We start from the raw sequence: 23,773 nt of genomic DNA, 5'->3' as shown, positions 1-23,773 counted from the left end.
ACCCCCGCGATTCTACTTAGTGTTTACGCCTTACGCTTCACACCCTTAGAACTGGTTGCCGAAGGTGAACTGGATGCGTTCGACGAAGCGGCTGTCCTCGTCCTTCTTACGGAACGGCACGGCGAAGTTGATGATCAGCGGGCCGATCGGCGCCTGCCACTGCAGCGACAGACCGGTCGAGGCGCGCAGGTCGCTGGCCTTGAACGCGCTGTAGCTGGAGTAGACGTTACCGACGTCGACGAACCAGGACACGCGGGCGGTGTTCACGTCCTTGAGGAACGGCAGGGGCAGGAACACCTGCGCGGTACCGAGCACCTTGAACGCGCCACCGACGGGCTGGCCGTAGGTGTAATAGCCACCGCTGCATCGACCGTGGCTGTCCGGCAGCGCCGAGGAGCTGCCGCCGTCGCAGAGGCGGGGACCCAGGGTGTTGTCCTGGAAGCCGCGCACGTCGCGCACGCCACCGGCATAGTAGTTCTCCCAGAACGGGAACGCGATCTTGTCGCCCTTGTCGTAGATCTTGATCGGGTTGTTCGGGTCGGCCGGGTTGTAGGCGTAACCATCCTGCTTATACGTCTGGCCGTAGGTGTTGCCGTAGCCGACCTGGCCGTCGAGGTACAGCACGAAACCCTTGCCGATCGGCCAGTAATGATTGGCCTCGCCGAAGATCTTGTAGAACTGCACGGTGGAGCCCGGCAGCGAACCTTCGATGGACGCGGTCAGCTGGCCACCGCGGGTGGGTGCCCAATAGCTGTTGCGGGTGTCGTGGGTGTAGCCCAGGCTCGACGTCCACGAGTGGATCGTCTTGTTGCCGACCGCGTTCTGGTAAGCCACCAGCTGGCCCGGCGTGTAGAACGAGGTGTTGATCAGGTTCGAGCTGATACCCAGGCTCGTCGACAGCGAGTCGTAGTCCGTGATCGGGAACGACAGCGTGGTCTGGAACGACTTGGTGCTGTACGTGTAGTTCGCCAGGTCGGTGTCGCCGTAGTCGAGCTTGCTGTAGCTGAGGTTGTAGCCCAGCTGGATGCCCGAGTCGGTGAGGTACGGGTTCACGTAGCTGGCGTTGACACGCTTGTAGTACGTGCTGGTTTCCGCACCGATCGAGAAGCGGTCGCCGGTACCCAGGAAGTTGTTCTGCGAGACCGACGCCGACAGGATGATGCCGGAGTACTGCGAATAGCCCACGCCGAACATCAGCGAGCCGGCGGACTGTTCTTCCACCTTCACGGTCAGGTCGACCTGGTCGACCGTGCCCGGCACGAGCTGCTTGTCGATGTCGACGGTCTTGAAGTAGCCCAGGCGCTGCAGACGGGTCTTCGAACGATCGATGGCGCCCTGCGCGTACCAGGCGCCTTCGAGCTGGCGCATTTCACGGCGCAGCACTTCGTCTTCCGTTCGGGTGTTGCCCTGGAAGACCACGCGACGTACGTACACGCGCTTGCCCGGTTCGATGAACAGGGTGAGGTCGGCGGTGCGCTTGTCCTTGTCGAGCTTCGGCACCGGGGTGACCTTCGCGAAGGCATAGCCGATGTTGGCCAGGATGCCCTTGATCGAGTCGGTGCTGGCCTCGATGGCCGCGCGGTTGAAGGTGTCGCCCTTGTGGATGTAGACCAGCTTGCGCAGGGTGTCTTCCGGCAGGATCAGTTCGCCCAGGAGCTTCACGTCGGAGACGGTGTAGACCTCGCCTTCCTTCACGCTGGCGTCCACGTACATGGCGCGCTTGTCCGGGCTGATCGACACCTGGGTGGAGTCGATGCCGAAGTCGGCGTAGCCGCGGTTCATGTAGTAGTTGCCGAGCTTCTCGAGGTCGCCGGAGAGCTTCTCGCGCGAGTACTGGTCGTCCTTGGAATACCAGGACAGCCAGTTGGTGGTGTTCGACTCGAATTCCTTGCGGATCGGTTTGTCCGCGAAGGCCTTGTTGCCGATGATGTTGATCTCCTTGATCTTCGCGGCCTTGCCTTCGCGAATCTCGATGTCGATCGCCACGCGGTTGCGGTCGAGCTGAGTGACGTGCGGATCGACCGACACGTTGTACTTGCCGCGGTTGTAGTACTGGCGGATCAGTTCCTGCTGCACGCGATCGAGGGACAGGCGGTCGAAGGTCTCGCCTTCGGCCAGGCCGATCTCCTTGAGGCCCTTGCGGAGATCGTCTTCCTTGATGTCCTTGTTGCCACGCAGGGTGAGCTTGGCGATGGCCGGACGCTCGATGACCTTGATGACCAGGATGTTGCCCTGGCGGTCGAGTTCGACGTCGCTGAAGAACTTGGTCTGGTAAAGGGCGCGAATCGCAGCCTGCGCCTTATCGTCGCTGAGCGTGTCGCCCTTCTCGATGGGCAGGTAGCTCAACACGGTACCCTGCGCGATGCGGGTCAGGCCGTCGATACGGATGTCGGAAACGACAAACGGCTCGAAGGCAAGCGCATTGGCGGTCAGGGAGGCAAGCAGGATCAGGGCGGCGATACGCTTCATCGTCGATTCCGTTGGGTTAATTCCAGTCGCCGGCGGACGAGGCCGGTGACCGAAGAGGAGCACGCGCCTGGCTCAGGCCCGGCGTCGTTCGACCATGGGCGCGTGGGCGTCCAGGGCCTGGGTGATACGGTTGCGCCGTCTGGCGGCGCTCACATGAGTCCGGTCCGCGCTGCGCGTGGGCCATCCTCACGAGACGAGCATTCGCTGGATGTCGTTGAAGAAGGCCAGCCCCATCAGCGTGAACAGCAAGGCGAGCCCCACATACTGGCCGGCGATCATGGTGCGTTCGCTGACCGGGCTGCCTTTGACCAACTCGATAAGGTAATACAGCAGGTGTCCGCCATCCAAGACCGGGATGGGAAGCAGGTTCAGGATGGCAAGGCTGAGGGACACCAGCGCGAGGAAGTTCAGGAACCAGCCGAGGCCGCGATTGGCTGAGTCGTTGGCCACCTGGGCGATGCCGATGACACCCGACAGATTCTTGGTGGAAGCCTCGCCGGAAAGCATCTTGCCGATCAGCCCCAGCGTGTTGCGGGCGCCGGTCCAGGTGGTCGACAGCGACTCGGTGAAGGCGCGCACCGGGCCATAGCGTAGCGTGGCGGTCTCGAGCGGGCGCGCGGCCACGCCGATCTGCCAGCGCGGGGCCTCGCCCTGCTCTGAGGCCATGTGGGCGGTAAGGGCCACGTCGATGGGCTTGCCGTCGCGTTCGATGACCAGGGCGAGCTTGGGCGAGGTCTTCGCCTGCTCCGGCACGAGCTTGCTGAAGGCCTCGAAGTTCTCGACCGGGTGGCCATTGACGCTGACGATGCGGTCGTCGGCACGCAGGCCGGCCAGCGAGGCGGGGGCGCCCTTCAGCACGCTGCCAACGACGGCCGGAGGGGGCTCCATGGCGAGGCCGAGCTGGGTGAAGCGCTGGCCGATGTCGCCGGAGTTGTCGAGCTTTTGCAGCGGCAGCACCACGTCGCGCTGGGCGCCGTCGGTACCCGTGACGCGGATGGGCAGCGGCGAGGTACCCAGCAGCGCGTTCGCCAGGACGTCCATGGCGTCGCTCCACGTGCTCACCGGCTGGCCGTCCATCGCGACGATACGATCGCCGGGGCGGATGCCCGCCTGGGCGGCGACCGTGTTGGGCGTCGCGGTGACGAGCGGCGCCACGTCGGGCTTGCCCACCATGTACATCGCCCAGAAGGCGGCGATGGTGAAGATCAGGTTGAACGCGGGGCCGGCGGCCACGATGGCGATGCGCTTCCACACCGGCTTGGCCGTGAATTCCTCACCCTGCTGGGAGGGGTCGACGTCGCCTTCGCGGGCGTCGAGCATCTTCACGTAGCCACCGAGCGGGATCGCGGCGATCTGATATTCGGTGCCGTCCTTCGCGACACGGCGCCACAGCGGCCGGCCGAAGCCCACGGAGAAACGCAGCACGCGCACGCCACAGCGCCGCGCGACCCAGTAGTGGCCGAATTCGTGGAAGGTCACCAGGACGCCAAGCGTCACAAGCAGCCAGAACACGGAACCTAGGACAGGGCTCATCAGAGAGGGTGGGTCTCGAAAAAAAACGTTTGGGTGGAACGAGTTTAGCAGTAAGCGCGGCGGAGAATGCCCCGAGCCGCCCGTCTTGCCTCGTCGTCGCGTCCCCTGAGGGTCTGGACATCGACCACGGGTTTGGCCGGCAGTTCCTCAAGTACGCGCTCGACGACCTCCGCGATACCCAGGAAGGGCAGGGTGCCGGCGAGGAACGCCTCGACCGCGATTTCGTTGGCGGCGTTCAGGATGGCCGTGGCGTCACCGCCGGCGCGCAAGGCCTCGAAGGCCAGGGCGAGGCAGCGGAAGGTGTCCGTATCGGGTGCCTCGAAGTCCAGTCGCGCGTGGGCCGCGAGATCGAGCGGCGGCACGCCCGCGTCGATCCGTTCCGGCCATGCCAGACCGCAGGCGATGGCCGTGCGCATGTCGGGGTTGCCGAGTTGGGCGAGCATCGAGCCGTCCACGTAGTCCACCAGCGAATGAACCAGGCTTTGCGGGTGTACCACCACCTCGATGGTGTCGACGGGGGCGGCGAACAGGTGATGTGCCTCGATCACCTCCAGCCCCTTGTTCATCAGGGTGGCGGAGTCGACGGAAATCTTGCGGCCCATGGACCACTTGGGGTGGGCACAGGCTTGATCAGGCGTGATCGCGCCGAGATCGCTGCGCCGACGGCCGCGGAACGGACCGCCGGAGGCTGTGAGCACCAGGCGACGCACACCGGCCTTGCTCAGGCCGGGACGCCCACCGGGCAAGCACTGGAAGATGGCGTTGTGTTCGGAGTCGATCGGGATGAGGTCGCCACCGCCTTCGCGCAGCGCCTGGAGCAGCAACTCGCCGCCCATCACGATGGATTCCTTGTTGGCCAGCAGCAGGCGTTTTCCGGCGCGTGCGGCGGCCAGGGTGGAATCGAGGCCTGCCGCGCCGACGATGGCCGCGACCACGGTGTCGCAAAGCGGGCCAGACGCCGCGGCGGTGACCGCGTCGGGGCCCGATGCCACCTCGCAGCGAACGCCGGCAGCGGCAAGGCGCCGCGCCAGGTCGGCCTCCATTGATGGGTCGGCCACGATGGCGACGTCGGGTCGGAAGCGCTCACAGAGCGCCGCCAAGGCCTCGGTCCCTCGGTTGGCCACGAGCACGCTGGCGCGGAAACGCTCCGGATGCCGGGCGATGACGTCGAGGGTGCTGGTGCCGATGGAGCCGGTGGCGCCCAGGACCGCGACCTGGCGGAGAGCCATGTGTCAGAGTCCCAGGAGGATCTTGCCTGCCGCGAAGACGGGCAGGGCGGCGAAGACGCTGTCGAGACGATCCAGCAGGCCGCCGTGGCCCGGGAACAGGCTGCCGGAGTCCTTCACCTCGGCGTGGCGCTTCATCAGGCTCTCGAAGAGGTCGCCGACGACGGCGGCGGCCACGGAAAGCACGCCCAGGACAAGCAGGCCGATCAGTTGGCCGCCATCACGCACGCCGAGCAGGTAGCCGCCCAGGAGTGCCACGAGGCCGCCAGCGAGGACGGCGCCGTAGACGCCCGCCCAGGTCTTTCCCGGGCTGATCCGGGGGGCAAGCTTGCGGCGACCCAGGAAGCGGCCGCTGAAGTAGGCGCCGGTATCGGCGGCCCAGACGATCACCAGGGCAAGCAGCGTCCACCAGTGTCCACGGTCGCTGCCATGCAGGGACACGGCGGCGGCGAGCGTCGGTACGATGACCAGCACGCCCGCACCGAGCTTCAGCAGGCGGTTTTCGTTGTTGGGCGCGGCGGCAAAGGTGAAATGACGCAGCCAGAAGCAGCAACCGACCCACCAGGCCACGCCGACGAAACTCAGCACGGTCAGCACGCCCGGTGTGCGCACGACGACAAGCGAAGCAAGGAGGGCGGCGGCCAGGGCCGCGACGATGCCACGCCCCGTGGGCGTGCGGCAGCCGGAGAGCAGGCTCCACTCCCAGGCCGCGCCCACGAAGACGAGGGCCACCACGGCGGCGAAGAAGCTGGTGGGAGGCAGCAGGATGAGCGCCAGGACGACCGGCAGGAGGATCGCGGCGGTGGTGATGCGTTGCTTGAGCATGGAGATCCGGCGTCAGCCCGTGGCGACCTGTTCGCCGGTTCGCCCGTAGCGGCGCTCGCGGCGGGCGTAGTCGTCGATGGCCTCGGCGAGGCAGGCCTGGTCGACGTCGGGCCACAGGGTGTCGGTGAAATACAGCTCGGCGTAGGCGAGCTGCCAGAGAAGAAAGTTGCTGACCCGGCGCTCGCCACCCGTACGGATGAACAGGTCGAGCGGCGGCTGATCGGCAAGGCAGGTATAGCCGTGCAGGCGGTGTTCGTCGAGTTCGGCGGCGGTGAATTCCCCGCGCGCGATCGCTTCGACGGCCTGTTGCGCGGCCTGGGCGATATCCCAGCGTCCGCCGTAATTGACCGCCACGTTCATGTTGAGCGCCGTGTTGCCGGCCGTGCGCTCCATGGCACCCAGCATGCGCTTGCGCAGTTCGGGCGCGAAGGCGGCCAGATCGCCGACGAAGCGGATCCGGACGCCATTGCCGTGCAGTTCGGCCACTTCCTTGTCCAGCGCCTTGAGGAACAGTTCCATCAGCGCCGACACCTCGGTGGGCGGCCGCTGCCAGTTCTCTCTGGAGAAGGCGAACAGGGTGAGCGAGGCGATGCCGCGACGGAGGCAGAATTCCACGGCCTCCTTCACGGCTTTCTGCCCGGCATGATGGCCGAACGTGCGCGGGCGAAGACGCTGCTTCGCCCAGCGACCGTTGCCATCCATCACGATGGCCAGGTGGCGGGGTACCCGTCCCTCGGGCCTCGCTGCCATGGGCATGGACCGATGGCGCGTCAGAGCGCCATCAGCTCCTTTTCCTTTTCGGCGACGACCGTGTCGACGTCCTTGACGAACTTGTCCGTCAGTTTCTGGATGTCGTTGTCCGCGCCCTTCTTGTCGTCTTCCGTGATCGCCTTGTCCTTCAGCAACTTGTCGACGTGCTGGATGGCGTCGCGACGCACGTTGCGGATGGCGATCTTGGCGGCCTCGCCTTCTTTCGACACGCTCTTGGCGAGCTCCTTGCGGCGCTCCTCGGTCGGCGGCGGGAAGTTCAGGCGGATGTCCATGCCCATGGTGGTGGGCGTGATGCCGAGATCGGAGGCCATGATGGCCTTCTCGATCGGGCCGACCATGGCCTTGTCGAACGGCTTGACGGAGAGCGAGCGGGCGTCCGGCGTGGTCACGTTGGCCACCTGGGCCAGCGGGGTGGACGAGCCGTAGTACGGAACCACGATGTTGTCGAGGATGGACGCATTGGCGCGGCCGGTCCGGATCGACTTCAGGTCGTGCTTGAGCGAGTCGATGCTCTTGCCCATGCGGGTCTCAGCATCTTTCTTGATGTCGTTGATCATGGGCTTGTTTCCGGTGGAACTGGTCAGCAGACGAGTATAGCAGGGGAGCGCGGTACGGCCGTGCCGCACCGCGCCAGAGCGCCCCTGGAGGGGGCTGGCCGGCTCAGCCGGCGTCGACCAGGGTGCCCACCGGCTCGCCCGTCATGATCTTCATGAGGTTGCCGGGCTGGGTCATGTCGTAGATGCGCAGGGGCAGCTTGTTCTCGCGGCAGAGCGCGATGGCGGCGGTATCCATGACCTCCAGGCGACGCTCGATCACCTGGTTGTAGGTGAGGTGGTCGTAGCGGGTGGCGTCGGCGTGGCGCTTCGGGTCGGCGCTGTAGACGCCGTCGACCTTGGTGGCCTTGAGGAGCAGGTCGGCACCGATTTCCACGGCGCGCAGGGCGGCGGCGGAGTCGGTGGTGAAGAACGGGTTGCCGATGCCGGCGGCGAACAGGGCGACGCGGCCCTTCTCGAGATGGCGGATGGCGCGGCGACGGATGAAGTCCTCGCAGACCTCGTTGATCTTGATGGCACTCATGGTGCGCGCTTCGCCGCCCAGCTTCTCGATGGCATCCTGCATCGCGAGGGCGTTCATGACGGTGGCCAGCATGCCCATGTGGTCGCCGGTGACGCGGTCCATGCCCGAGGCGGCGAGACCGGCGCCGCGGAAGATGTTGCCGCCGCCGATGACGACGCCGACCTGGACGCCGGCGGCGACCACTTCGAGGATTTCCTTCGCGAGCCGGCCGATCACCTTCGGATCGATGCCGTAGTCTTCGCTGCCCATGAGGGCTTCTCCGGAGAGCTTGAGCAGGATGCGGCGGTGGTTCAGCTGGTTGCTCATGGGGGGTCTCCAGATTGTGTGGGGCAAAACGCGCGTAGTGTAGCGCGCGTTCTTTGTTACAGGAACGTGAAAAACTGTCGCGGTTTAGCTTTCGCTCCGGGGATGGGGCTGCCGCAGACCCCATCGCTCGGAGACTCTGTAGGAGCGCGCTTGCGCGCGATCGCGCGCAAGCGCGCTCCTGCAGTGGAGAGGTTTCCTTTTACTGGATGGAATAGGCGTCGCCGTACACCTTCCAGCGCAGTGGCTTTTCGAGGCCGAAGTTACCGGCCTTGAGGAAGACACGCTGCTCGGTGTCCACGCGCGACGTATCGGCATGGGCCTCCTCCTGCTTCATCACTTTCACGCGCGCATCGAGAAAAGCGTTGAGGTAGGCGGTTTCGTCGCCGCCCTGCGCGGGTGTCTTGGCGACCTTCATCGCGGCCTTGCGGATGCCGCCGAAGCTGTCGGCCGAGGTGCCAGGGCCGTGCATCACGATGGCGTCGTAATAGATGAACTGGCCGAGCGTGCGCAGGCCGTCGGCCTTGGCCTGGTTCACGGCGGGAGTGAAGTACTGCTCATCGCGGACGTTGTCCTGGGCGACCTGGAAGGCGACGTCCTTCGCGGCGGCCCGCCAGTCGCCGGGGAAGCCGGGGTCGAGGCCGGCGTGCGACGCGGAATGCTTGTCGGCGAGCTTTTGCAGAGCCGGGATGTACTTGGCGAGGCGGTTACCCGGCGACACGGCCTGGTAGTCCTTGACCAGGTCGAGCATGTCGCCCGTGCCCGAGCAGAACCCGATGATCCCGGCGGTATAGCCGCGACCGTCCTGGATGTCCTCGATGTACGAGTACTGCGCGCGCCAGTCGAGGCTGGAGTTCTCGGCGCTGGAGACCAGTTGCATCGCGATGTCCTTCTTCGCGGGCGTGTCGAGGTCGGCGGCGAGGGTAGGTGTGGCGACGAGTGTGGCCAGGAGTAGGGCGAGCAGGCCTCGTGTTTGGCGAAGATGCATGGTGGCTTCCTTGTGTTGGCGCCGGGATTCGGCCCGCAAGTTATTGCGCTTGCGTGGCCCGTCGGCCGCGACGGCGCTCACAGGAAATTGGTTGCGATTTAAAGCATCGCGCCTCGTGCCGTTTTCGCTTTCCCCATGGGCAAAGGACGCGACGTGGCGCGCCCTTTGCCCTGTTTCGGTCGGGATCAGGGAATGCTGAAATCGCCTTCGTTGACGGTCCACCGCAACGGCGTATCCAAATTGAGGTTGCCCGCCTTCAGGAAGGCACGCTGCTCGGTATCGATGCGATCCACGTTGTCCTTGTGATCGGGTTCTTTCAGCATGAGTGCGCGGCGCGCGTCGAGAAACGCGTTGAGGTAGGTGGTTTCATCACCGCCCTGTGCAGGCGTCTTTGCGTTGGCCAGCGCGGCCTTGCGAATACCGCCGAAACTATGGGTGCCGTTGCCCGGACCGTGCATCACATAGGCGTCGTAATAGATGAATTGGCCCAGGATACCGAGGCCATCCGTCGTCGCCTGGGAAAGGGCCGGGTTGAAGTATTGCTCGTTGAGTGTCTGGTCTTGCGCGGCCTGGAACACGGGGTCCGCCGCAGCTGTGATCCAGTCTTTCTTGAAGGTGGGATCCAGTCCCTGGTGCGATCCTGAATTGTGTTTCGATAGGAAGGTCAGCGCCGGAATGTATTTGGAGAGGACATTGCCCGGCTCGGCGGTGTCGTAGAGCGTGACCAGGGCAAGCATGTCGTCGTCGGCGGACGTGAAGCCGACGAGGCCAGCTGTGTAGCCGCGACCGTCCTTGATGTCCTCGATATAGGCGTACTGGGCGCGCCAGTCGAGCGAGGTGTTTTCCGCGCTGGAGACCAGCTCCATGGCGATTTCCCGCTTCGCGGGCGTATTGAGGTCGTCTGCGTGGGCGGCGAACGTGCCGAACAGGCCAAGCGCGATGAGCGAGGTCCTGAGGAACGCGGTGTTGCGTGAATGCATGGGTGTCTCCCTCCGTTGGCGCCCGGCTTGGGCGCTCGCGAATTCTTGGCATGACTGACAAGAAGCGATGGGAGGAAGCTCGCAGGAAATTCCTTCGTCGTCGAAGGACAGGGTTTCGGTGCGTTTTCGCTACGCAGGTGCAAAAACCTGCGAACCCGCGCGGATGCATAAAAAAAGGCCGCGATCTCTCGCGGCCTTTTCATCGAGCGAGGAGGGTGGCTTACGCCAGGCCAGCCTGCTTCATCACTTCGGCGGCAAAGTCGTCCACCACCTTCTCGATGCCCTCGCCCACGGCGAGGCGCTGCACGGAGACGAGCTCGGCGCCACCCTTCTTGAGGGCTTCGGCGACCGTGACGTCCTGGTCGAGCACGTACGACTGGCCGACCAGGGTGGCCTCGGCGAGGATCTTGTTGACCTTGCCGCTGACGATCTTGTCCAGGATGTCGGCCGGCTTGGCCTTTTCCTTGTCGGACATCTTCGACAGCTCGATTTCCTTTTCCTTCTCGAGGAAGTCGGCCGGAACGTCTTCCACCTTGATGAACTTCGGGTTCATCGCGGCGACGTGCATGGCGATGCCCTTGGCCAGCTCTTCCGAGCCACCCTTGAGGGCCACCAGCACGCCGATGCGGCCGCTGTGCGAGTAGCCGGCCAGCACGCCGTCGGTCTCGACGGTGGCGAGGCGGCGGACATCGAACTTCTCACCGATGGTGAGGGTCAGGGTCTTGGCGGCATCTTCCACGGTGCTGTCGCCCAGCTTGGTGGCCTTCAGCGTGTCGATGTCCTTGGCGCCCGACTCGAGAGCGACGTTGGCGACATCCTTGGTGAACTGGATGAAAGCCTCGTTGCGCGACGAGAAGTCGGTTTCGCTGTTCACTTCGACCAGCACGCCCTTGCCACCCTTGATGGCGAAGGCGACGAGGCCTTCGGCGGCGACGCGGTCGGCCTTCTTGTCAGCCTTGGCGAGGCCGTTCTTGCGCAGCCATTCCATTGCCGCTTCGATGTCGCCGTTGTTTTCGACGAGTGCCTTCTTGCACTCCATCATGCCAACGCCGGAACGCTCACGCAGTTCCTTGACGAGGCCCGCGGTGATCTCAGCCATGGTAATTCCTCAAAGTTTTTGATTGGCGCCGCGGCGGTGGTGCCGCGGCGCCGGGTGAAACGATGACGCTGCTACGGGGTGGGGCGCTTAGGCGCGACCACGACCACCGTCGCGGCCGCCGTCACGGCGCGGAGCACCCTTCTTGGCCGGGGCGCCGCGATCGTTGCGACGCTCGCCACGCGGGGCTTCGTCCTTGGCGACCGGGTTGCCGGCTTCGTCGAGCTCGACGAACTCGTTGGCATCGCCGCGGGCGGCGTGCTGCGGAGCGGCGGCCTTGCCTTCCAGGATGGAGTCGGCGGCGGCGCGGGCGTACAGCTGGATGGCGCGGATGGCGTCGTCGTTACCCGGGATGGCGTAGTCGACGAGGGTCGGATCGTAGTTGGTGTCGACGACAGCGACGACCGGGATGCCCAGCTTGCGGGCTTCCTGCACGGCGATGTCTTCGTGGCCGATGTCCACGATGAACAGGGCGTCCGGCAGGCGGTTCATGTCCTTGATGCCGCCGAGCGAGTTCTGCAGCTTCTCGCGCTCGCGGCGACGGGCCAGCACTTCGTGCTTGACCAGGCGGTCGAACGAACCGTCGGTTTCGGCGGCTTCGAGTTCCTTCAGGCGGGCAACCGACTGCTTCACGGTGCGGAAGTTGGTCAGCATGCCGCCGAGCCAGCGGGCGGTGACGAACGGCTGGTTGGCGCGGCCGGCTTCTTCAGCCAGGGCTTCGCGGGCCGAACGCTTGGTGCCGACGAACAGGATGGTGCCGCCCTTCTGGGCCAGGCCCGAGAGGAAGTTCATCGCGTCGTTGAAGAGCGGGAGGGTCTTCTCGAGGTTGATGATGTGGATCTTGCCGCGGGCGCCGAAGATGTACGGAGCCATCTTGGGGTTCCAGTAACGGGTCTGGTGACCGAAATGGACGCCGGCTTCCAGCATCTCGCGCATGGTGACTTGTGCCATGGAATACTCCTGGGCGAACCGCTAAAGCGGTTCTATGGGGGTTGGGACCTCCACGCATCCCCGGCTTCGACCCGGTCGGCCCGCGGAGCCTTTCGCTCGTCGACGGTATGACCAGGCACCCCGAAGGCGGTGCCGATGCGTGTGTGGCGTTTAAAGCGAAAGCCTTGCGCCCGGGCCAAGCATGGCCTCGTGCGGTTACAATCGCGCTTCGATTCGCCGCCGTGGCCACGTATAAGTGGCTTCGCCGGACAGCAAAACTCGCTAATTATAGCCCTTGGAGTCCGCCCGCCGCAAGTCGGGGGTGGATTTCCGGACGGGACGCCGCCACCTTCGAGGGCAGGCCCAATTCCCTGAGGGCAAAGGAAAAAGAGAGAAACCACCATGGCAGTCGTACCGAAGACCCCCGAAGAGATCCAGGCCATGCGCGAGGCCGGCCGCCTGGCCGCCGAAGTGCTGGCCATGCTCGTTCCGCACGTCAAGCCGGGCGTCACCACGGAGGAGCTCGACAAGCTCGCCCACGATCACATCGTGAACGTGCAGCAGGCCATTCCCGCCAACGTGGGCTACCGGGGCTTTCCGAAGACGGTGTGCACCTCGGTCAACCACGTGATCTGCCACGGCATCCCCAGCCCCGCCAAGGTGCTGAAGGATGGCGACATCATCAATATCGACGTCACTGTCATCAAGGACGGCTGGCACGGTGACACCAGCCGCATGTATTTCGTGGGCACGCCGAGCGTGCTGGCGAAGCGCCTGGTGGAGACGACCTTCGAGGCGATGATGAAGGGCATCGAGGCCGTGAAGCCGGGCGCCACCCTGGGCGACGTGGGTGCCGCGATCCAGAAGCACGCCGAAGCCGCGGGCTTCTCGGTCGTCCGCGAGTACTGCGGCCATGGCATCGGCAAGGTCTATCACGACGAGCCTCAAGTGCTGCATTACGGTCGCCAGGGCACCGGCCTGGAGCTGAAGCCGGGCATGACCTTCACGGTCGAGCCGATGATCAACGCAGGCAAGCCGCAGACCAAGTCGCTGCCGGACGGCTGGACGGTGGTCACCAAGGACCACTCGCTGTCCGCCCAGTGGGAGCACACCATTGCGGTCACTGAAGACGGTTTCGAGATCCTGACGCCCTGGCCGGACGCCGCCTGACGCTTTCACGGCGAGGGTCCGCGGATCCTCGCCGGTTCCACCCGATCCAACCGCCGAGGGCCTTGCCGTGACGCTTCCACCGCTTCCGCGCCTGCCCGCCGTGGTTCCCCGCTCGGGCGTATCGCCCGAAGCGCGGCGTTCGCTCCGGCAACTGCTGGACGACGCCGATCGTGCGCTCGCCGTCGCCTTCCGCGACGGCGAGGATGCCTCGGCGCTCGCGCGGCGCCGGGCCGAGATCGTCGGCCGGGTGGTCGTCCACGCCTGGGGTGCCTGCCTGGGCGACATGGCCGCCGCCACGCTCTTTGCCGTGGGCGGTTTCGGCCGAGGCATGCTCTTTCCGTATTCCGATGTCGACCTCCTCGCGATGGTCGGCGAGAGTTCGCCGTCGCTTTACCGGGCGCTGGAGAATTTCTTCTCCTGCCTGTGGGATATCGGCCTGAAGCCGGGGCACGCCGTGCGCACGGTGGAGCAGTGCCGCGAGCTTGCCGCGAAGGACGCCAGCGTGTTCACCAGCTTGCTCGACGCACGTCGGCTGGCCGGCTGGCCGATCCTTTCCGACGAGTTGCGCGGCATTCTGGACGATCCCGCGTTGTGGCCGCCTCGTGCCTATCTCGCCGCGCGCCTTGCCGAGCGGGATGCCCGGCACGCCCGCTACGACGACACCGCGCAGAACCTGGAGCCCAACCTCAAGGACGGTCCGGGTGGCCTGCGCACGCTCGACTCCATCCGCTGGCTGGGCCGCCGCCTGGCCAACGCGCCGGACTTCGACGCCATGGTGGCGGAAGGCTTGCTGGAGCCGGTGGAGATCGGTCGCCTGGAACGCGCCGAGGAGACGTTGCGTCTTTATCGATATGCACTGCACCTGGAGGCGGGGCGCGCGGAAGAACGCCTGCTTTTCGACTACCAGCGCGCGCTGGCCACTCGCCTCGGTTTCGAGGACGAGCATGCCAAGAACCTGGGCGTCGAGCAGTTCATGCAGGGCTACTATCGCGCGGCCACGCAGATCGAACGGTCCGGTACGCAACTGGTGGAACGCTTCGAGGAAATGCTCGACCCCGGCACGGAGCCGCAGCCGGTCGGCGTCGATTACGTGCGCCACGGTTCGCGTATCGCGCCGCGCAATCCGAAGCTGTTCGCGCGCCGACCAGCTGCCCTGGTGGAAATCTTCATCGCGCGCCTCGACGAACCCGGCATCACGGGATTCACCGCCGAAACCATGCGGCGCATCCAGCACGCGGTGTCGCTGCACGGCGAATCGCTGGCCGACGATCCGCAGGTGCTCGCCGCCTTCCTCGCGCTGCTGCGGCGTGGCGCGCCCGCGGTGGATGCCCTATGGCGGATGAATCGCCACGGCCTGCTTGCCGCGATCCTGCCGGCCTTCGGCAAGGTGGTGGGACGCATGCAGTACGACTTGTTCCATGTGTACACCGTCGACGAACATACGCTGCGGGTGCTGCGCAACGTGGCACGTTTCGCCGATCCAGCCGCACGCCGGGATTTTCCGATCGGTTGCGAGATCTGGCCGCATATCGAGCGTCCGGAGCGGATGCTGCTGGCCGCCTTGTTCCATGACATCGCGAAAGGGCGGGGTGGCGACCATTCCGTGCTCGGCGAGGAAGATGCACGCGGTTTCTGCACCAAGTTGGGCTTGCCCGAGGAAGACATCGACCTCGTCGCGTGGCTGGTTCGCCAGCACCTGCTGATGAGCACCACGGCGCAGCGCCAGGACATCACCGACCCGGAGGTGGTGCATCGCTTCGCCTCGGTCGTGGGCGACTGGGAGCATTTGGACCATCTCTACCTGCTGACCATCGCCGACATCATCGGCACCAGTCCGAAGCTGTGGAACGCCTGGAAGGACCGTCTGCTGGCCGATCTCTACACGTCCACGCGTTTCGCCCTGCGCAGCGATCTGGCCTTGCCTGTACATGCCGGGACGCGCGTGCGCGAATGCCGCGAGCGCGCGTTGGCGATGCTGGCCACGGACCGTATCGATACGGACGACATCGTCCGCGTCTGGGCGGAATTCCCCGATTCGAGCTTCCTGCGTCACCGGCCCGAGCAGATCGCCTGGCAGACCTCGGCGATCCTCCGTTCCGGTGGCACCACGCCGCTGGTGGAGGTGCACCCGTTCTCCGTCCGCGGCAGCACCGAGCTGTTCATCTACACGCCGGATCGCGATGGCCTGTTCGCCACCGTGACGGCGATGCTCGATCGCCTGCGATTCTCCGTGGTCGAGGCGCGCGTGCTGGTATCCACTTCCGGTATGGCGCTGGATACGTTCCTCCTGCTCGAATCCGATTCGCAGGCTCCGGCCTCGCTCCAGCGCGCCGACGAACTGCGTACACGCATGCTCCGCGCACTGGACCAGCCCGCCGGCCACGCGCCGCCCAAGCGCAGCCTCTCGCGGCACCTGCGTCACTTCCAGATGGCGCCGCGCATCGAATTCGTGGATACCGGCGAGCGCACCCAGCTCGCGCTGGTCTGCACCGATCGGCCAGGCCTGCTCGCGGCCGTGGCGCAGGCGCTGGCCGAAGCGGGAGTCCGCGTGCATGATGCGCGTATCGCCACCTTCGGCGAGCGCGTCGAAGACTTTTTCCAACTCACCGATCGCAGCAATGCGCCGCTGTCCCCCGATCGCCGGGAGATCCTGCGGACGTGCCTGCTCCGCCACATCGGTTCCGACCTCCCCAGGAATGCCGTACATGCAGATGCAAACGCTTGAATCCGTCATCGAAGATGCCTTCGAACGCCGCGCCGACCTCACCCAGAACGAGATCGAGGGTAGCTTGCGCGAGGCTGTCGACCAGGTGCTCAACCTCCTCGAATCCGGCGAGCGCCGCGTGGCCGAACCGGACGGCAAGGGCGGCTGGACCGTCAACGCCTGGCTGAAGAAGGCCGTGTTGCTGTACTTCCGCATGAACGGCAACCGCGTGATGGACGGCGGTCCGTCCAGCGCCTTCGACAAGGTGCCGCTGCGTTTCACCGACGGCGACAATACCGAGTACGCGAACCTCGGCGCCCGTGTGGTGCCGGGCGCCCTGGTCCGTCGTGGCGCGCATATCGCGAAAGATGCCGTACTGATGCCTAGCTACACCAACATCGGTGCCTACGTCGGCACTGGCACCATGGTCGACACTTGGGCCACCGTGGGCTCGTGCGCGCAGATCGGTGCCAACGTGCACCTCTCGGGCGGCGTGGGCATCGGCGGCGTGCTGGAGCCGCTGCAGGCGAACCCGACCATCATCGAAGACAACTGCTTCATCGGCGCGCGTTCGGAAGTGGTGGAAGGCGTCATCGTGGAGAAGGGCTCGGTCATCGGCATGGGCGTGTTCCTCGGCCAGTCCACCCGCATCTACAACCGTGCCACGGGCGAGATCTCCTACGGCCGCGTGCCGGCGGGCAGCGTCGTCGTCGCGGGAAGCCTGCCGGCGAAGGACGGCAGCCACAGCCTGTACGCCGCGATCATCGTGAAGCAGGTCGACGAGAAGACCCGCTCCAAGACCGGCATCAACGAACTCCTGCGCAGCGGCGAGTGATCCCATGACCGTCACCCTCTACGGCCTGCCCACCTGCGACACCTGTAAGAAGGCGCGCAACTGGCTCACCCGCTTCGAGGTGGCCCATGAGTTCGTCGACTACCGCGCCAACCCAGTGCCGCCGGCCACGCTGAAGGCGTGGGCGGAGAAGCTGGGTGGCTGGGAAAAGCTGATCAACAAGGCCTCCACCACGTGGCGCACGCTGCTGCCGCAGCGCAAGGATCCGCGCACCGATCCGGAATGGACCCTGCTGCTGAAGGAATACCCCGCGCTGATCAAGCGACCGGTGGTGGTCGACGGGGATGATGTCTCCGTCGGCTTCAGCGACAACGCGTTCAAGAAGCGCTTCGGCAAGTAAGAAAAAGCCCGGCATGGCCGGGCTTTTTTTATGTCGTCTGTAGGAGCGCGCTTGCGCGCGATGGGTGCTCGCGGCAAACCCGGATCGCGCGCAAGCGCGCTCCTACAGTGGTGCGGTCAGGCAACCGGCGGGTCCACCGGAACCGCCGCGCGGTGGGCGCCGAAGTCGCCGGCGACGCCGTTGACGAGACCCGCGAGCGAATCGCCCTTCATGCCAATCTCGCCGAGCACAGCGTCGAGGATCGGCTGCTGCGCGCGATAGGCGAGGGCGGCCGAGACGGCCTGTTCGGCGAGATTGCCACCGCCGGCGGGGGCGGTCGCCTGAGGGCCGTTGGCGGCCTGTCCGCGATTGAGCCCGTCGACCTGCACGATCTTGATGCCGTCGATCTTCTCCATCGGCTTCACGGATGCCTCGATAATGCCCGGCAGCGCGGCGATGAGGGCCTGCTTGATCTGCAACATCACCTGCTCGGCACCGAGCGTATTGAGCGCGTCGTTGCGCAGGCGGATACCCGAAGCCTCCACCTCGAAACGCACGCGGTCGGCTTCGGCGCGGATGCGCATGGCCTGCGCGTGGTTGTCCGCGGCATCCTTTTCGGCCTCGGCGGACACCCTGACGCCGATCGCCTGCTGCTGGGCCTCCTGCTCGGCAGCGACCAGGGCGATCTGCTTGTCGCGCTCGGCCACGGCGACCTCGCGTGCGGTCTTCACCTGCTCTTCGGCACGGGCGGCAAGGGCGCGGGCTTCGTTCGCCTCGCGCTCGGCTTCCGACTGTGCCTTCGAACGCTCGGCGATGGCGATGAGTTTGTCCTGGTCCGCTAGCGTCGTGCGCTTCTGCTGGTCGATCTGCGCCACCTGGATTTCGCGTTCGGCTTCGATCTGGCGCTGACGCACGGCGCGCTCCTTCTCCACCTCCGCCTCACGCACCACGCGATGCGCTTCGATGGTGGCCTGCTGCGATTCGCGCTCACGCTGGGCGCGGATCGCCGCAACCTCGGCCGTCTGCTGGGCTTCGCGGGTCGCGACCTCCTGCTGCTGCGACAGTGTGGCGAAGGTCTGTTGTTTCTCGATCTCCAGGCGCTGGTTGGCGGCCTCGAAGTTCTTTTGCGCGATCGCGACGGCGGTGGTCTGCTCGATCTCATTGCGCTGGCGCGCGCGCAGTTGCGTGGCCTCGGTGAGCTGGGTGAGGCCTTCGGCGTCGAACGCGTTGTTGGGGTCGAAGAACTGCATGGAGGTCTGGTCGATGCGTGTCAGCGAAACGCTTTCCAGTTCCAGGCCGTTCTTCAGCAGGTCTTCCGCCACGGCGTGCTGCACCGCCTGGATGAAGTCCTGGCGCTTGTCGAGCAGTTCCTGCATGGTCATCGAGACGGCGGCGGCACGCAGGGAGTCGACGAATTTGTCTTCCACCAGTTCGCGCAGGCTGTCCGGCGCCATGGTGCGCTGGCCCAGCGTCTGCGCCGCGTTGGCGATGCCTTCCACGCTGGGGATCACGCGCACGAAGAAACCGGCGACCACATCCACGCGCATGCGGTCGCGGGTGAACAGGCTGTCCTTGCCGGCACGCGACACCTCGAGCTTCAGCGTGTTCATGTTGACCTTCATGATCTCGTGGAATACCGGCAGCACGAGCGCGCCGCCGTCCATGATCACGCGCTGGCCGCCCAGGCCGGTGCGTACGAAGGCCATTTCCTTGCTGGACCGGCGATAGAGCCGCGCGACGACAAGGCCGACCACGATGAGGCCGACGAAGATGACGCCGGCGATGATCGCGACGTTGATGAGGCTTTCCATCCAGTGTTCCTTATCAGATGAGCAAATCGGGATGCGGATTGGGGATGCCGGTGAAGCGGGTACCGGCGATCTGCCGCACGAGGAGTACCGGGTCACCGGTCGACAGCGCGGGCACCGTATCGTCGGGCTCCACCATGACGTAAAGCGTATGGCCCTTGCCGTCGGGGACTTTCGCCTGCGCGGGGCGTCCTGCGCTGCCATTGCCGAGCATGGTCGCGATCCGGCCGACCAGTTCGGCGTGGCTCACGGCGTAGGTTTCGTCCCGAGGCACCAGCCTGGCGACACGACCGCCCAGCATCCTGACCGCGGGGATGGCCAAGGCCACCGCGAGCGGAATCGATATCAGGCGGGGGACACCCACATGGACCAGATGCGTGGCGACGAGGTTCAGTGCCAGGCCCACGACGGCGAAGGCCGTGAGGAAGATGACGAGCAGGGCAAGGAACGGCGCACGGCCGACATGGAGCCAGCCGAGAAAGCCATCGGGACCGTCGCTGTCGAAGGCGTGGTCCAGCCAGCCCCAGGCCGTGCCACCTAGCAGCAGTGCGACGAGTTCCACGACGCCGAGCAGGACCACCACGGCGATGGCGACGACGAACGGCGTGCACTCGGGCAGCAGCAGCTCCATGGCTTCAGGGTTTCTCCGTCATGTTTTTCTTGAGCGCACCCAGGCGCTCGTCGATCCGCTTCCTGCGTTGCAGGTCGGCGATTTCCTTGAGTTTCATGGCGTCCCCCGGGTCGCCCGCGTAGCCTAGCACGCCCGTGGCGCGCGCCATGGCGCGGTCGAACGCACTTTCCGCACGATCCACGCGATGTTCCTGGCCACGGGGGGAGTGGCCGGTCTCGGAGGACTCCGGGGTCCGCCGGGACTGGATGTACTCGTTGAGTAGCTGTTCCCGTTCCTGTTTGCGGGCGATCAGCGCGCGCATATAACCCTCGCATTCCTGGCCGCGTTCGCGCTGGGTCTGCAGGCTTTGTTCGAGCACGGGGAGCTGGTCTTCGATCAGCGTCTGCCGTTCGAGGCAGACCGCGGCGAGGTCGTCGCGATTTTCGCGGACCGCCAGTTCGGCCTTCTCGCCCAGGTCCTCGTGTTCGCCCGCGAGTTTCGCGAGGCGGGTCGCCAGCTGGTGCTTGGTGGCTTCGATACGCCCTAGTTCCACGCGCACCTCGCCGAGTACCTCGTCGATCTCGCGGATGGCCTGGGCCATCGTCGCTTCGGGAGCGAGGCCTTCCACCTTGTCGATCAGGGCATGCGCCCCGCCCATTACCAGTCTTGCGACACGGTCTTGCAGGCTGTCAGCCATGTGCTTCTCCTTACCGGTTTATCGCAGGTGCTCAACCGCGGGCGACGCGTACCGCGTCGATCAGGCGACCGAGGGGAAATACGTGACGATCGATGGCATCGGGCGAGTAGGTTGGCGGCGGGGCACCGATGCCCAGGCGGAGCAGGGCGCCGAGTAGGGCGGCCGATTTCTGGAGGACGAGCTCTTCGAGCTGGCGCGGCTCGCCATCGTTCTCCACAAGGGCCGGCACGTGGCTGGAGACCAGTAGCGCCATGAGCTGGGGTACCCATTCCATCGCGGCCGCGATGGCTTCGGAACGATCGCCGGATCGGTGCTCATAGGAGGCCACCTCCTGGGCGAGAGGTTGCACGCGCTGGCGCAACCAACCCAGCGCGGCTTCGTAGGAGGCGGTGCCTTCCAGCTCGCGTCGGTGGCTCTGGATGATCGCCCGTAGCTTGTCGGATGGCGTGGTGGCGCCGTCGACGGTCAGGGCGCTCAGCCATTCGAAGTCGTCCTGGGGTACGCGGACGGAAAGCGGGATCGAAACGGCCATGTCTGCATCCGTATTCATGTGTATACGATTGCATACTGCGCCACCGCGCGGGGCTTGTCCAGTGCCTGCGTGGGGGCGGAGCGGTATGCTCATCGTCCGATCCGCCAATTCCATCCCCATGTCCGCCGTACTTGATCTCACCCGCGACCTCATCGCCCGCCGTTCCGTCACGCCCGAGGATGCCGGCTGTCTCCCCCTCATCGCGTCCCGGCTGGAGCAGGCCGGTTTCCACGCCGAGCACCTGCGTTTCGGCGATGTCGACAACCTGTGGGTGACCCATGGCAAGGCGGGGCCGGTATTGGCCTTCCTGGGGCATACCGATGTCGTTCCCAGTGGCCCGGAGGAGCAATGGGCATCCCCGCCGTTCGTGCCGACCGAGCGCGATGGCCTGCTGTACGGGCGTGGTGCGGCGGACATGAAAGGTTCCGTCGCCGCGATGGTGGTGGCGCTGGAGCGTTTCGTTACGGCACATCCGGGGCATCCGGGTACCGTGGGTCTTCTGCTCACCAGCGACGAGGAGGGTGTGGCCCTGCATGGCGTCCGCGAAGTGGTCGAGCATTTCCACACGGCGGGCCAACGTATCGACTACTGCGTGGTAGGCGAACCGTCGGCAAAGGCGGCGCTGGGTGACCTGATCCGCGTCGGTCGTCGCGGATCGCTGTCCGGCACGCTGACGGTGCGTGGCGTGCAGGGGCATGTCGCCTATCCGGAGAAAGCGAAGAATCCCATCCACGTTTTCGCGCCTGCCCTTGCCGCGCTGGCTGCCGAGCGCTGGGACGAAGGCAACGCGGACTTTCCGCCAACCTCCTTCCAGGTGTCCAACATCAACGCCGGCACAGGGGCGAACAACGTCATCCCCGGCGAACTCGTCGCACTGATCAATTTCCGTTTCTCCACCGCGAGCACAGCCGACGGGCTGCGTGAGCGTGCCGAGGCGATCCTGCGTGCGCATGGCGTCGACTACGCCATCGACTGGCATCTTTCGGGTCATCCCTTCCTGGCGACGCCGGGCGGTCGCCTGCGCGATACGGTGGTCGGCGTATGCCGCGATCTGTGCGGCATCGACCCCGAGCAGAGCACGGGTGGCGGCACGAGCGACGGTCGCTTCATCGCGCCTATGGGGGCCGAGGTGATCGAACTGGGCCCGGTGAACGCGACGATCCACAAGGTCGACGAATGCGTTTCCATCATGGACCTGGAGCGGTTGCCCGATCTCTACGAGGCGATCTGCGAGCGCATGCTGGCCTGATCGCACGCCTCCCTCCGACAAGCAGGGAGGGTCCAGGCGCGTAGTGGCGAACCGATGGAGTTGCGAGCCTGTGCGGCCCAACTCCATCAGGAACGTCATGAAAAGGAATCTCTTGTGTCTCGCCCTTCTGTCGGTGATCCCCGAAGCCGGTGCGATCACCCGATACAACGAGCTGGTGCCGGGTTTGCCGGTGTTCCAGGTGGAGGCTGGCGATACCCGGGCGGTCGTTCATCGTTCCCTGACCCGTATGCTCGACGCCGGCCGGCCTTTCGCGCTCATCGGCGACACGGCTCTTGTCAGCGAGGCGATGGCCGGTGAAGTGAACGCCTGGCCCGAAACCGGCGCGTGGGTGATCGATCCACGTGATGGTCTGGGCATCCACGGCATTGTCACGATCGACGCCGACACGCGCACGGATGCCTTCTCTCGCTGGCAAGAGGATAAGGGAGCGGATCCCGAGCCACGGGGCCGCACGGGTCGCGTCCGCTTCAATTTCGTCGGGCAGCGCGACGTGGCGCTGACTTTTGATGTCAGCTCTCCCGGTGCCGTGTGTCGCGCGTTCAGCCGGCAGATGTATGACACGTTATTCGGCAACACGTCGCCCGACGCGGAAGACCGCCGGGCGTTCTATGCGGAGGTCCGGCGCTGGTGCCAGTACGGTGATCTTTCCTACTATGCCGCTGCGCCGCGATCGTTCGTTATCGAGCCCTTCCACGATACCCGCGACGTACTACTGACACTCACCACCGAGTGGGCCTTTATCCGCAGCGAGGACAGTGCCCAGCCCGCCCGGGTCACGTACTCCATGTGGGCGAAGACGGTGGGTGACGGAGGTGGCTTCGGTTTTACCCATCGCTCGGGTACGGAAGGCTACATCGACAAGCATGGAAACGTTCGCAATCTGATGGATGTTGCGATCCATTCCGGTTGGGGTGGACTGGCTGACCGCGAGACGATCACGGCGTGGCCGCTGAATTCCACGTTTCCTTTCGATGGAAATACCCTCGTCTACGAATGCGATGGCCTCGATGCCCATCTACGTTTCGACTGTCCGTTCATGCCCAGGGTACGCAGGCTCTATCCCCAGGACACCCACGATGGCTCGGTGGCCGTGACGAACAGCACCCGCATGGACGTCGTAGGAAATGCCCGGCTCACCACCAGCCCGACACGCAAGGTGACCTTCGGCATCGATCTGACCTATGGTGAAACCAAGACCACCGAAACCACGATGTCGATGGTTCGTATCCATTCGAACGCGGATACCGTGAACCACCGGACCACGCGATGGATGCCGAATCTATCGGCGATATCGCGCTGGTTCGCCACATACGATTTCGGTGGTCTGGCCTGGGCGACGCCGTTGGCCACCACGCTCAACCCGCACTACGAAATCCTCTGGGAAGTGCCCCTCATGGGAAACGAAGGAAGGGTCGTTCCCTACTACATGATCTACGAGGCAGGCATGAATCAATGCAATGCAAGCGCGAACTGTTCGGGCTGGAAGGACCGGCAGATCGGTACGCTCCCTGGAAAGGCACGGGTGGCCTGGTTCGATGCCGTGATGCTGCGCTTTCCGAATCGCTAGGGCGTGCCAGTGAACGCTGGCATGCGATGCGTCGAAAGACTCACC

General features: G+C 65.4%; 21 protein-coding genes. 6 read left to right on the top strand and 15 right to left on the bottom strand.

Annotated elements, in window-relative coordinates:
* Positions 1-45: 45 nt before the first annotated feature.
* From bamA to rpsB, 11 genes are all read right to left on the bottom strand, one after another.
* The gene (bamA, locus tag GAK28_RS17680) at positions 46-2,469 is read right to left on the bottom strand and encodes an outer membrane protein assembly factor BamA (RefSeq protein WP_291782198.1); all 2,424 of its coding nucleotides are present in this window, start codon (positions 2,467-2,469) and stop codon (positions 46-48) included.
* Between the two features lie 186 nt (positions 2,470-2,655).
* Positions 2,656-4,002, bottom strand: coding sequence for an RIP metalloprotease RseP (gene rseP / locus GAK28_RS17675; RefSeq protein ID WP_291782196.1), 1,347 nt, complete (start codon positions 4,000-4,002; stop codon positions 2,656-2,658).
* 44 nt (positions 4,003-4,046) lie between these two features.
* On the bottom strand, positions 4,047-5,231 hold the full coding sequence (locus tag GAK28_RS17670) for a 1-deoxy-D-xylulose-5-phosphate reductoisomerase (RefSeq protein ID WP_291782194.1): 1,185 nt from the start codon (positions 5,229-5,231) through the stop codon (positions 4,047-4,049).
* Between the two features lie 3 nt (positions 5,232-5,234).
* Positions 5,235-6,053, bottom strand: coding sequence for a CDP-archaeol synthase (locus tag GAK28_RS17665; protein WP_291782192.1), 819 nt, complete (start codon positions 6,051-6,053; stop codon positions 5,235-5,237).
* Positions 6,054-6,065: 12 nt separating this feature from the next.
* Positions 6,066-6,803, bottom strand: coding sequence for a polyprenyl diphosphate synthase (gene uppS, locus GAK28_RS17660; RefSeq protein WP_291782190.1), 738 nt, complete (start codon positions 6,801-6,803; stop codon positions 6,066-6,068).
* Between the two features lie 20 nt (positions 6,804-6,823).
* Positions 6,824-7,381 carry a ribosome recycling factor gene (gene frr, locus GAK28_RS17655; RefSeq protein WP_291782187.1) on the bottom strand — a complete coding sequence of 186 codons (558 nt, stop codon included), beginning with the start codon at positions 7,379-7,381 and terminating at the stop codon, positions 6,824-6,826.
* Between the two features lie 103 nt (positions 7,382-7,484).
* Positions 7,485-8,207 carry a UMP kinase gene (pyrH, locus tag GAK28_RS17650; protein ID WP_291782185.1) on the bottom strand — a complete coding sequence of 241 codons (723 nt, stop codon included), beginning with the start codon at positions 8,205-8,207 and terminating at the stop codon, positions 7,485-7,487.
* Positions 8,208-8,406: 199 nt separating this feature from the next.
* Positions 8,407-9,192 carry a chitosanase gene (locus GAK28_RS17645; protein WP_291782183.1) on the bottom strand — a complete coding sequence of 262 codons (786 nt, stop codon included), beginning with the start codon at positions 9,190-9,192 and terminating at the stop codon, positions 8,407-8,409.
* Positions 9,193-9,377: 185 nt separating this feature from the next.
* Complete coding sequence (locus tag GAK28_RS17640; RefSeq protein WP_291782180.1) at positions 9,378-10,172, bottom strand: chitosanase; 795 nt, start codon at positions 10,170-10,172, stop codon at positions 9,378-9,380.
* Between the two features lie 220 nt (positions 10,173-10,392).
* Positions 10,393-11,271 (bottom strand): translation elongation factor Ts, encoded by an 879-nt coding sequence (tsf, locus tag GAK28_RS17635; RefSeq protein ID WP_291782177.1) that lies wholly within the window; start codon positions 11,269-11,271, stop codon positions 10,393-10,395.
* Positions 11,272-11,358: 87 nt separating this feature from the next.
* Positions 11,359-12,219: a 30S ribosomal protein S2 gene (gene rpsB, locus GAK28_RS17630; RefSeq protein WP_291782174.1), complete on the bottom strand. Its 861-nt coding sequence runs from the start codon at positions 12,217-12,219 to the stop codon at positions 11,359-11,361.
* 381 nt (positions 12,220-12,600) lie between these two features.
* Here rpsB and map point away from each other — a divergent pair, with 381 nt between their 5' ends.
* From map to GAK28_RS17610, 4 genes are all read left to right on the top strand, one after another.
* Positions 12,601-13,368, top strand: coding sequence for a type I methionyl aminopeptidase (map, locus tag GAK28_RS17625; RefSeq protein WP_291782171.1), 768 nt, complete (start codon positions 12,601-12,603; stop codon positions 13,366-13,368).
* A 67-nt stretch (positions 13,369-13,435) separates the two neighbouring features.
* A complete protein-coding gene (gene glnD / locus GAK28_RS17620; protein ID WP_291782167.1) occupies positions 13,436-16,093 on the top strand; it encodes a [protein-PII] uridylyltransferase in 2,658 nt (885 codons plus the stop codon).
* The gene (gene dapD, locus GAK28_RS17615; protein WP_291782164.1) at positions 15,987-16,907 is read left to right on the top strand and encodes a 2,3,4,5-tetrahydropyridine-2,6-dicarboxylate N-succinyltransferase; all 921 of its coding nucleotides are present in this window, start codon (positions 15,987-15,989) and stop codon (positions 16,905-16,907) included. Before glnD ends, dapD begins: the two co-directional genes overlap by 107 nt.
* A gap of 4 nt (positions 16,908-16,911) precedes the next feature.
* On the top strand, positions 16,912-17,265 hold the full coding sequence (locus GAK28_RS17610) for a Spx/MgsR family RNA polymerase-binding regulatory protein (protein ID WP_291782162.1): 354 nt from the start codon (positions 16,912-16,914) through the stop codon (positions 17,263-17,265).
* A 116-nt stretch (positions 17,266-17,381) separates the two neighbouring features.
* On the opposite strand, the gene GAK28_RS17605 is transcribed toward GAK28_RS17610, so the two are convergent.
* Genes GAK28_RS17605 through GAK28_RS17590 form a run of 4 tightly spaced genes read right to left on the bottom strand, consistent with a single transcriptional unit; the run spans position 17,382 to position 20,891 of the window.
* Complete coding sequence (locus tag GAK28_RS17605) at positions 17,382-19,055, bottom strand: flotillin family protein (protein ID WP_291782159.1); 1,674 nt, start codon at positions 19,053-19,055, stop codon at positions 17,382-17,384.
* Between the two features lie 13 nt (positions 19,056-19,068).
* The gene (locus GAK28_RS17600; RefSeq protein ID WP_291782156.1) at positions 19,069-19,683 is read right to left on the bottom strand and encodes an OB-fold-containig protein; all 615 of its coding nucleotides are present in this window, start codon (positions 19,681-19,683) and stop codon (positions 19,069-19,071) included.
* Positions 19,684-19,687: 4 nt separating this feature from the next.
* Positions 19,688-20,359: a PspA/IM30 family protein gene (locus GAK28_RS17595; protein ID WP_291782153.1), complete on the bottom strand. Its 672-nt coding sequence runs from the start codon at positions 20,357-20,359 to the stop codon at positions 19,688-19,690.
* 31 nt (positions 20,360-20,390) lie between these two features.
* Entirely contained in the window at positions 20,391-20,891 is a 501-nt protein-coding gene (locus tag GAK28_RS17590; protein WP_291782150.1) for a hypothetical protein, read from the bottom strand.
* Positions 20,892-21,009: 118 nt separating this feature from the next.
* Here GAK28_RS17590 and dapE point away from each other — a divergent pair, with 118 nt between their 5' ends.
* Both dapE and GAK28_RS17580 read left to right on the top strand, forming a co-directional pair.
* Entirely contained in the window at positions 21,010-22,140 is a 1,131-nt protein-coding gene (dapE, locus tag GAK28_RS17585; protein ID WP_291782147.1) for a succinyl-diaminopimelate desuccinylase, read from the top strand.
* A gap of 97 nt (positions 22,141-22,237) precedes the next feature.
* The gene (locus GAK28_RS17580; RefSeq protein ID WP_291782144.1) at positions 22,238-23,728 is read left to right on the top strand and encodes a hypothetical protein; all 1,491 of its coding nucleotides are present in this window, start codon (positions 22,238-22,240) and stop codon (positions 23,726-23,728) included.
* Positions 23,729-23,773 lie beyond the last annotated feature (45 nt).

Source organism: Luteibacter sp. (assembly GCF_009912395.1).
Classification (GTDB): Bacteria; Pseudomonadota; Gammaproteobacteria; order Xanthomonadales; family Rhodanobacteraceae; genus Luteibacter.
This window is presented reverse-complemented; position numbering and strand designations above follow the sequence as displayed.

What these genes read in the sequence shown, in the direction of transcription:
- GAK28_RS17640 (WP_291782180.1), bottom strand. Translation starts at nt 10,172, where the DNA reads ATGCATTCACGCAACACCGCGTTCCTCAGGACCTCGCTCATCGCGCTT.
- GAK28_RS17665 (WP_291782192.1), bottom strand. Translation starts at nt 6,053, where the DNA reads ATGCTCAAGCAACGCATCACCACCGCCGCGATCCTCCTGCCGGTCGTC.
- tsf (WP_291782177.1), bottom strand. Translation starts at nt 11,271, where the DNA reads ATGGCTGAGATCACCGCGGGCCTCGTCAAGGAACTGCGTGAGCGTTCC.
- dapD (WP_291782164.1), top strand. Translation starts at nt 15,987, where the DNA reads ATGCGCCGCTGTCCCCCGATCGCCGGGAGATCCTGCGGACGTGCCTGC.
- uppS (WP_291782190.1), bottom strand. Translation starts at nt 6,803, where the DNA reads ATGGCAGCGAGGCCCGAGGGACGGGTACCCCGCCACCTGGCCATCGTG.
- GAK28_RS17590 (WP_291782150.1), bottom strand. Translation starts at nt 20,891, where the DNA reads ATGGCCGTTTCGATCCCGCTTTCCGTCCGCGTACCCCAGGACGACTTC.
- bamA (WP_291782198.1), bottom strand. Translation starts at nt 2,469, where the DNA reads ATGAAGCGTATCGCCGCCCTGATCCTGCTTGCCTCCCTGACCGCCAAT.
- rseP (WP_291782196.1), bottom strand. Translation starts at nt 4,002, where the DNA reads ATGAGCCCTGTCCTAGGTTCCGTGTTCTGGCTGCTTGTGACGCTTGGC.
- GAK28_RS17645 (WP_291782183.1), bottom strand. Translation starts at nt 9,192, where the DNA reads ATGCATCTTCGCCAAACACGAGGCCTGCTCGCCCTACTCCTGGCCACA.
- map (WP_291782171.1), top strand. Translation starts at nt 12,601, where the DNA reads ATGGCAGTCGTACCGAAGACCCCCGAAGAGATCCAGGCCATGCGCGAG.
- GAK28_RS17670 (WP_291782194.1), bottom strand. Translation starts at nt 5,231, where the DNA reads ATGGCTCTCCGCCAGGTCGCGGTCCTGGGCGCCACCGGCTCCATCGGC.
- pyrH (WP_291782185.1), bottom strand. Translation starts at nt 8,207, where the DNA reads ATGAGCAACCAGCTGAACCACCGCCGCATCCTGCTCAAGCTCTCCGGA.
- GAK28_RS17595 (WP_291782153.1), bottom strand. Translation starts at nt 20,359, where the DNA reads ATGGCTGACAGCCTGCAAGACCGTGTCGCAAGACTGGTAATGGGCGGG.
- GAK28_RS17600 (WP_291782156.1), bottom strand. Translation starts at nt 19,683, where the DNA reads ATGGAGCTGCTGCTGCCCGAGTGCACGCCGTTCGTCGTCGCCATCGCC.
- rpsB (WP_291782174.1), bottom strand. Translation starts at nt 12,219, where the DNA reads ATGGCACAAGTCACCATGCGCGAGATGCTGGAAGCCGGCGTCCATTTC.
- GAK28_RS17605 (WP_291782159.1), bottom strand. Translation starts at nt 19,055, where the DNA reads ATGGAAAGCCTCATCAACGTCGCGATCATCGCCGGCGTCATCTTCGTC.
- GAK28_RS17610 (WP_291782162.1), top strand. Translation starts at nt 16,912, where the DNA reads ATGACCGTCACCCTCTACGGCCTGCCCACCTGCGACACCTGTAAGAAG.
- dapE (WP_291782147.1), top strand. Translation starts at nt 21,010, where the DNA reads ATGTCCGCCGTACTTGATCTCACCCGCGACCTCATCGCCCGCCGTTCC.
- GAK28_RS17580 (WP_291782144.1), top strand. Translation starts at nt 22,238, where the DNA reads ATGAAAAGGAATCTCTTGTGTCTCGCCCTTCTGTCGGTGATCCCCGAA.
- frr (WP_291782187.1), bottom strand. Translation starts at nt 7,381, where the DNA reads ATGATCAACGACATCAAGAAAGATGCTGAGACCCGCATGGGCAAGAGC.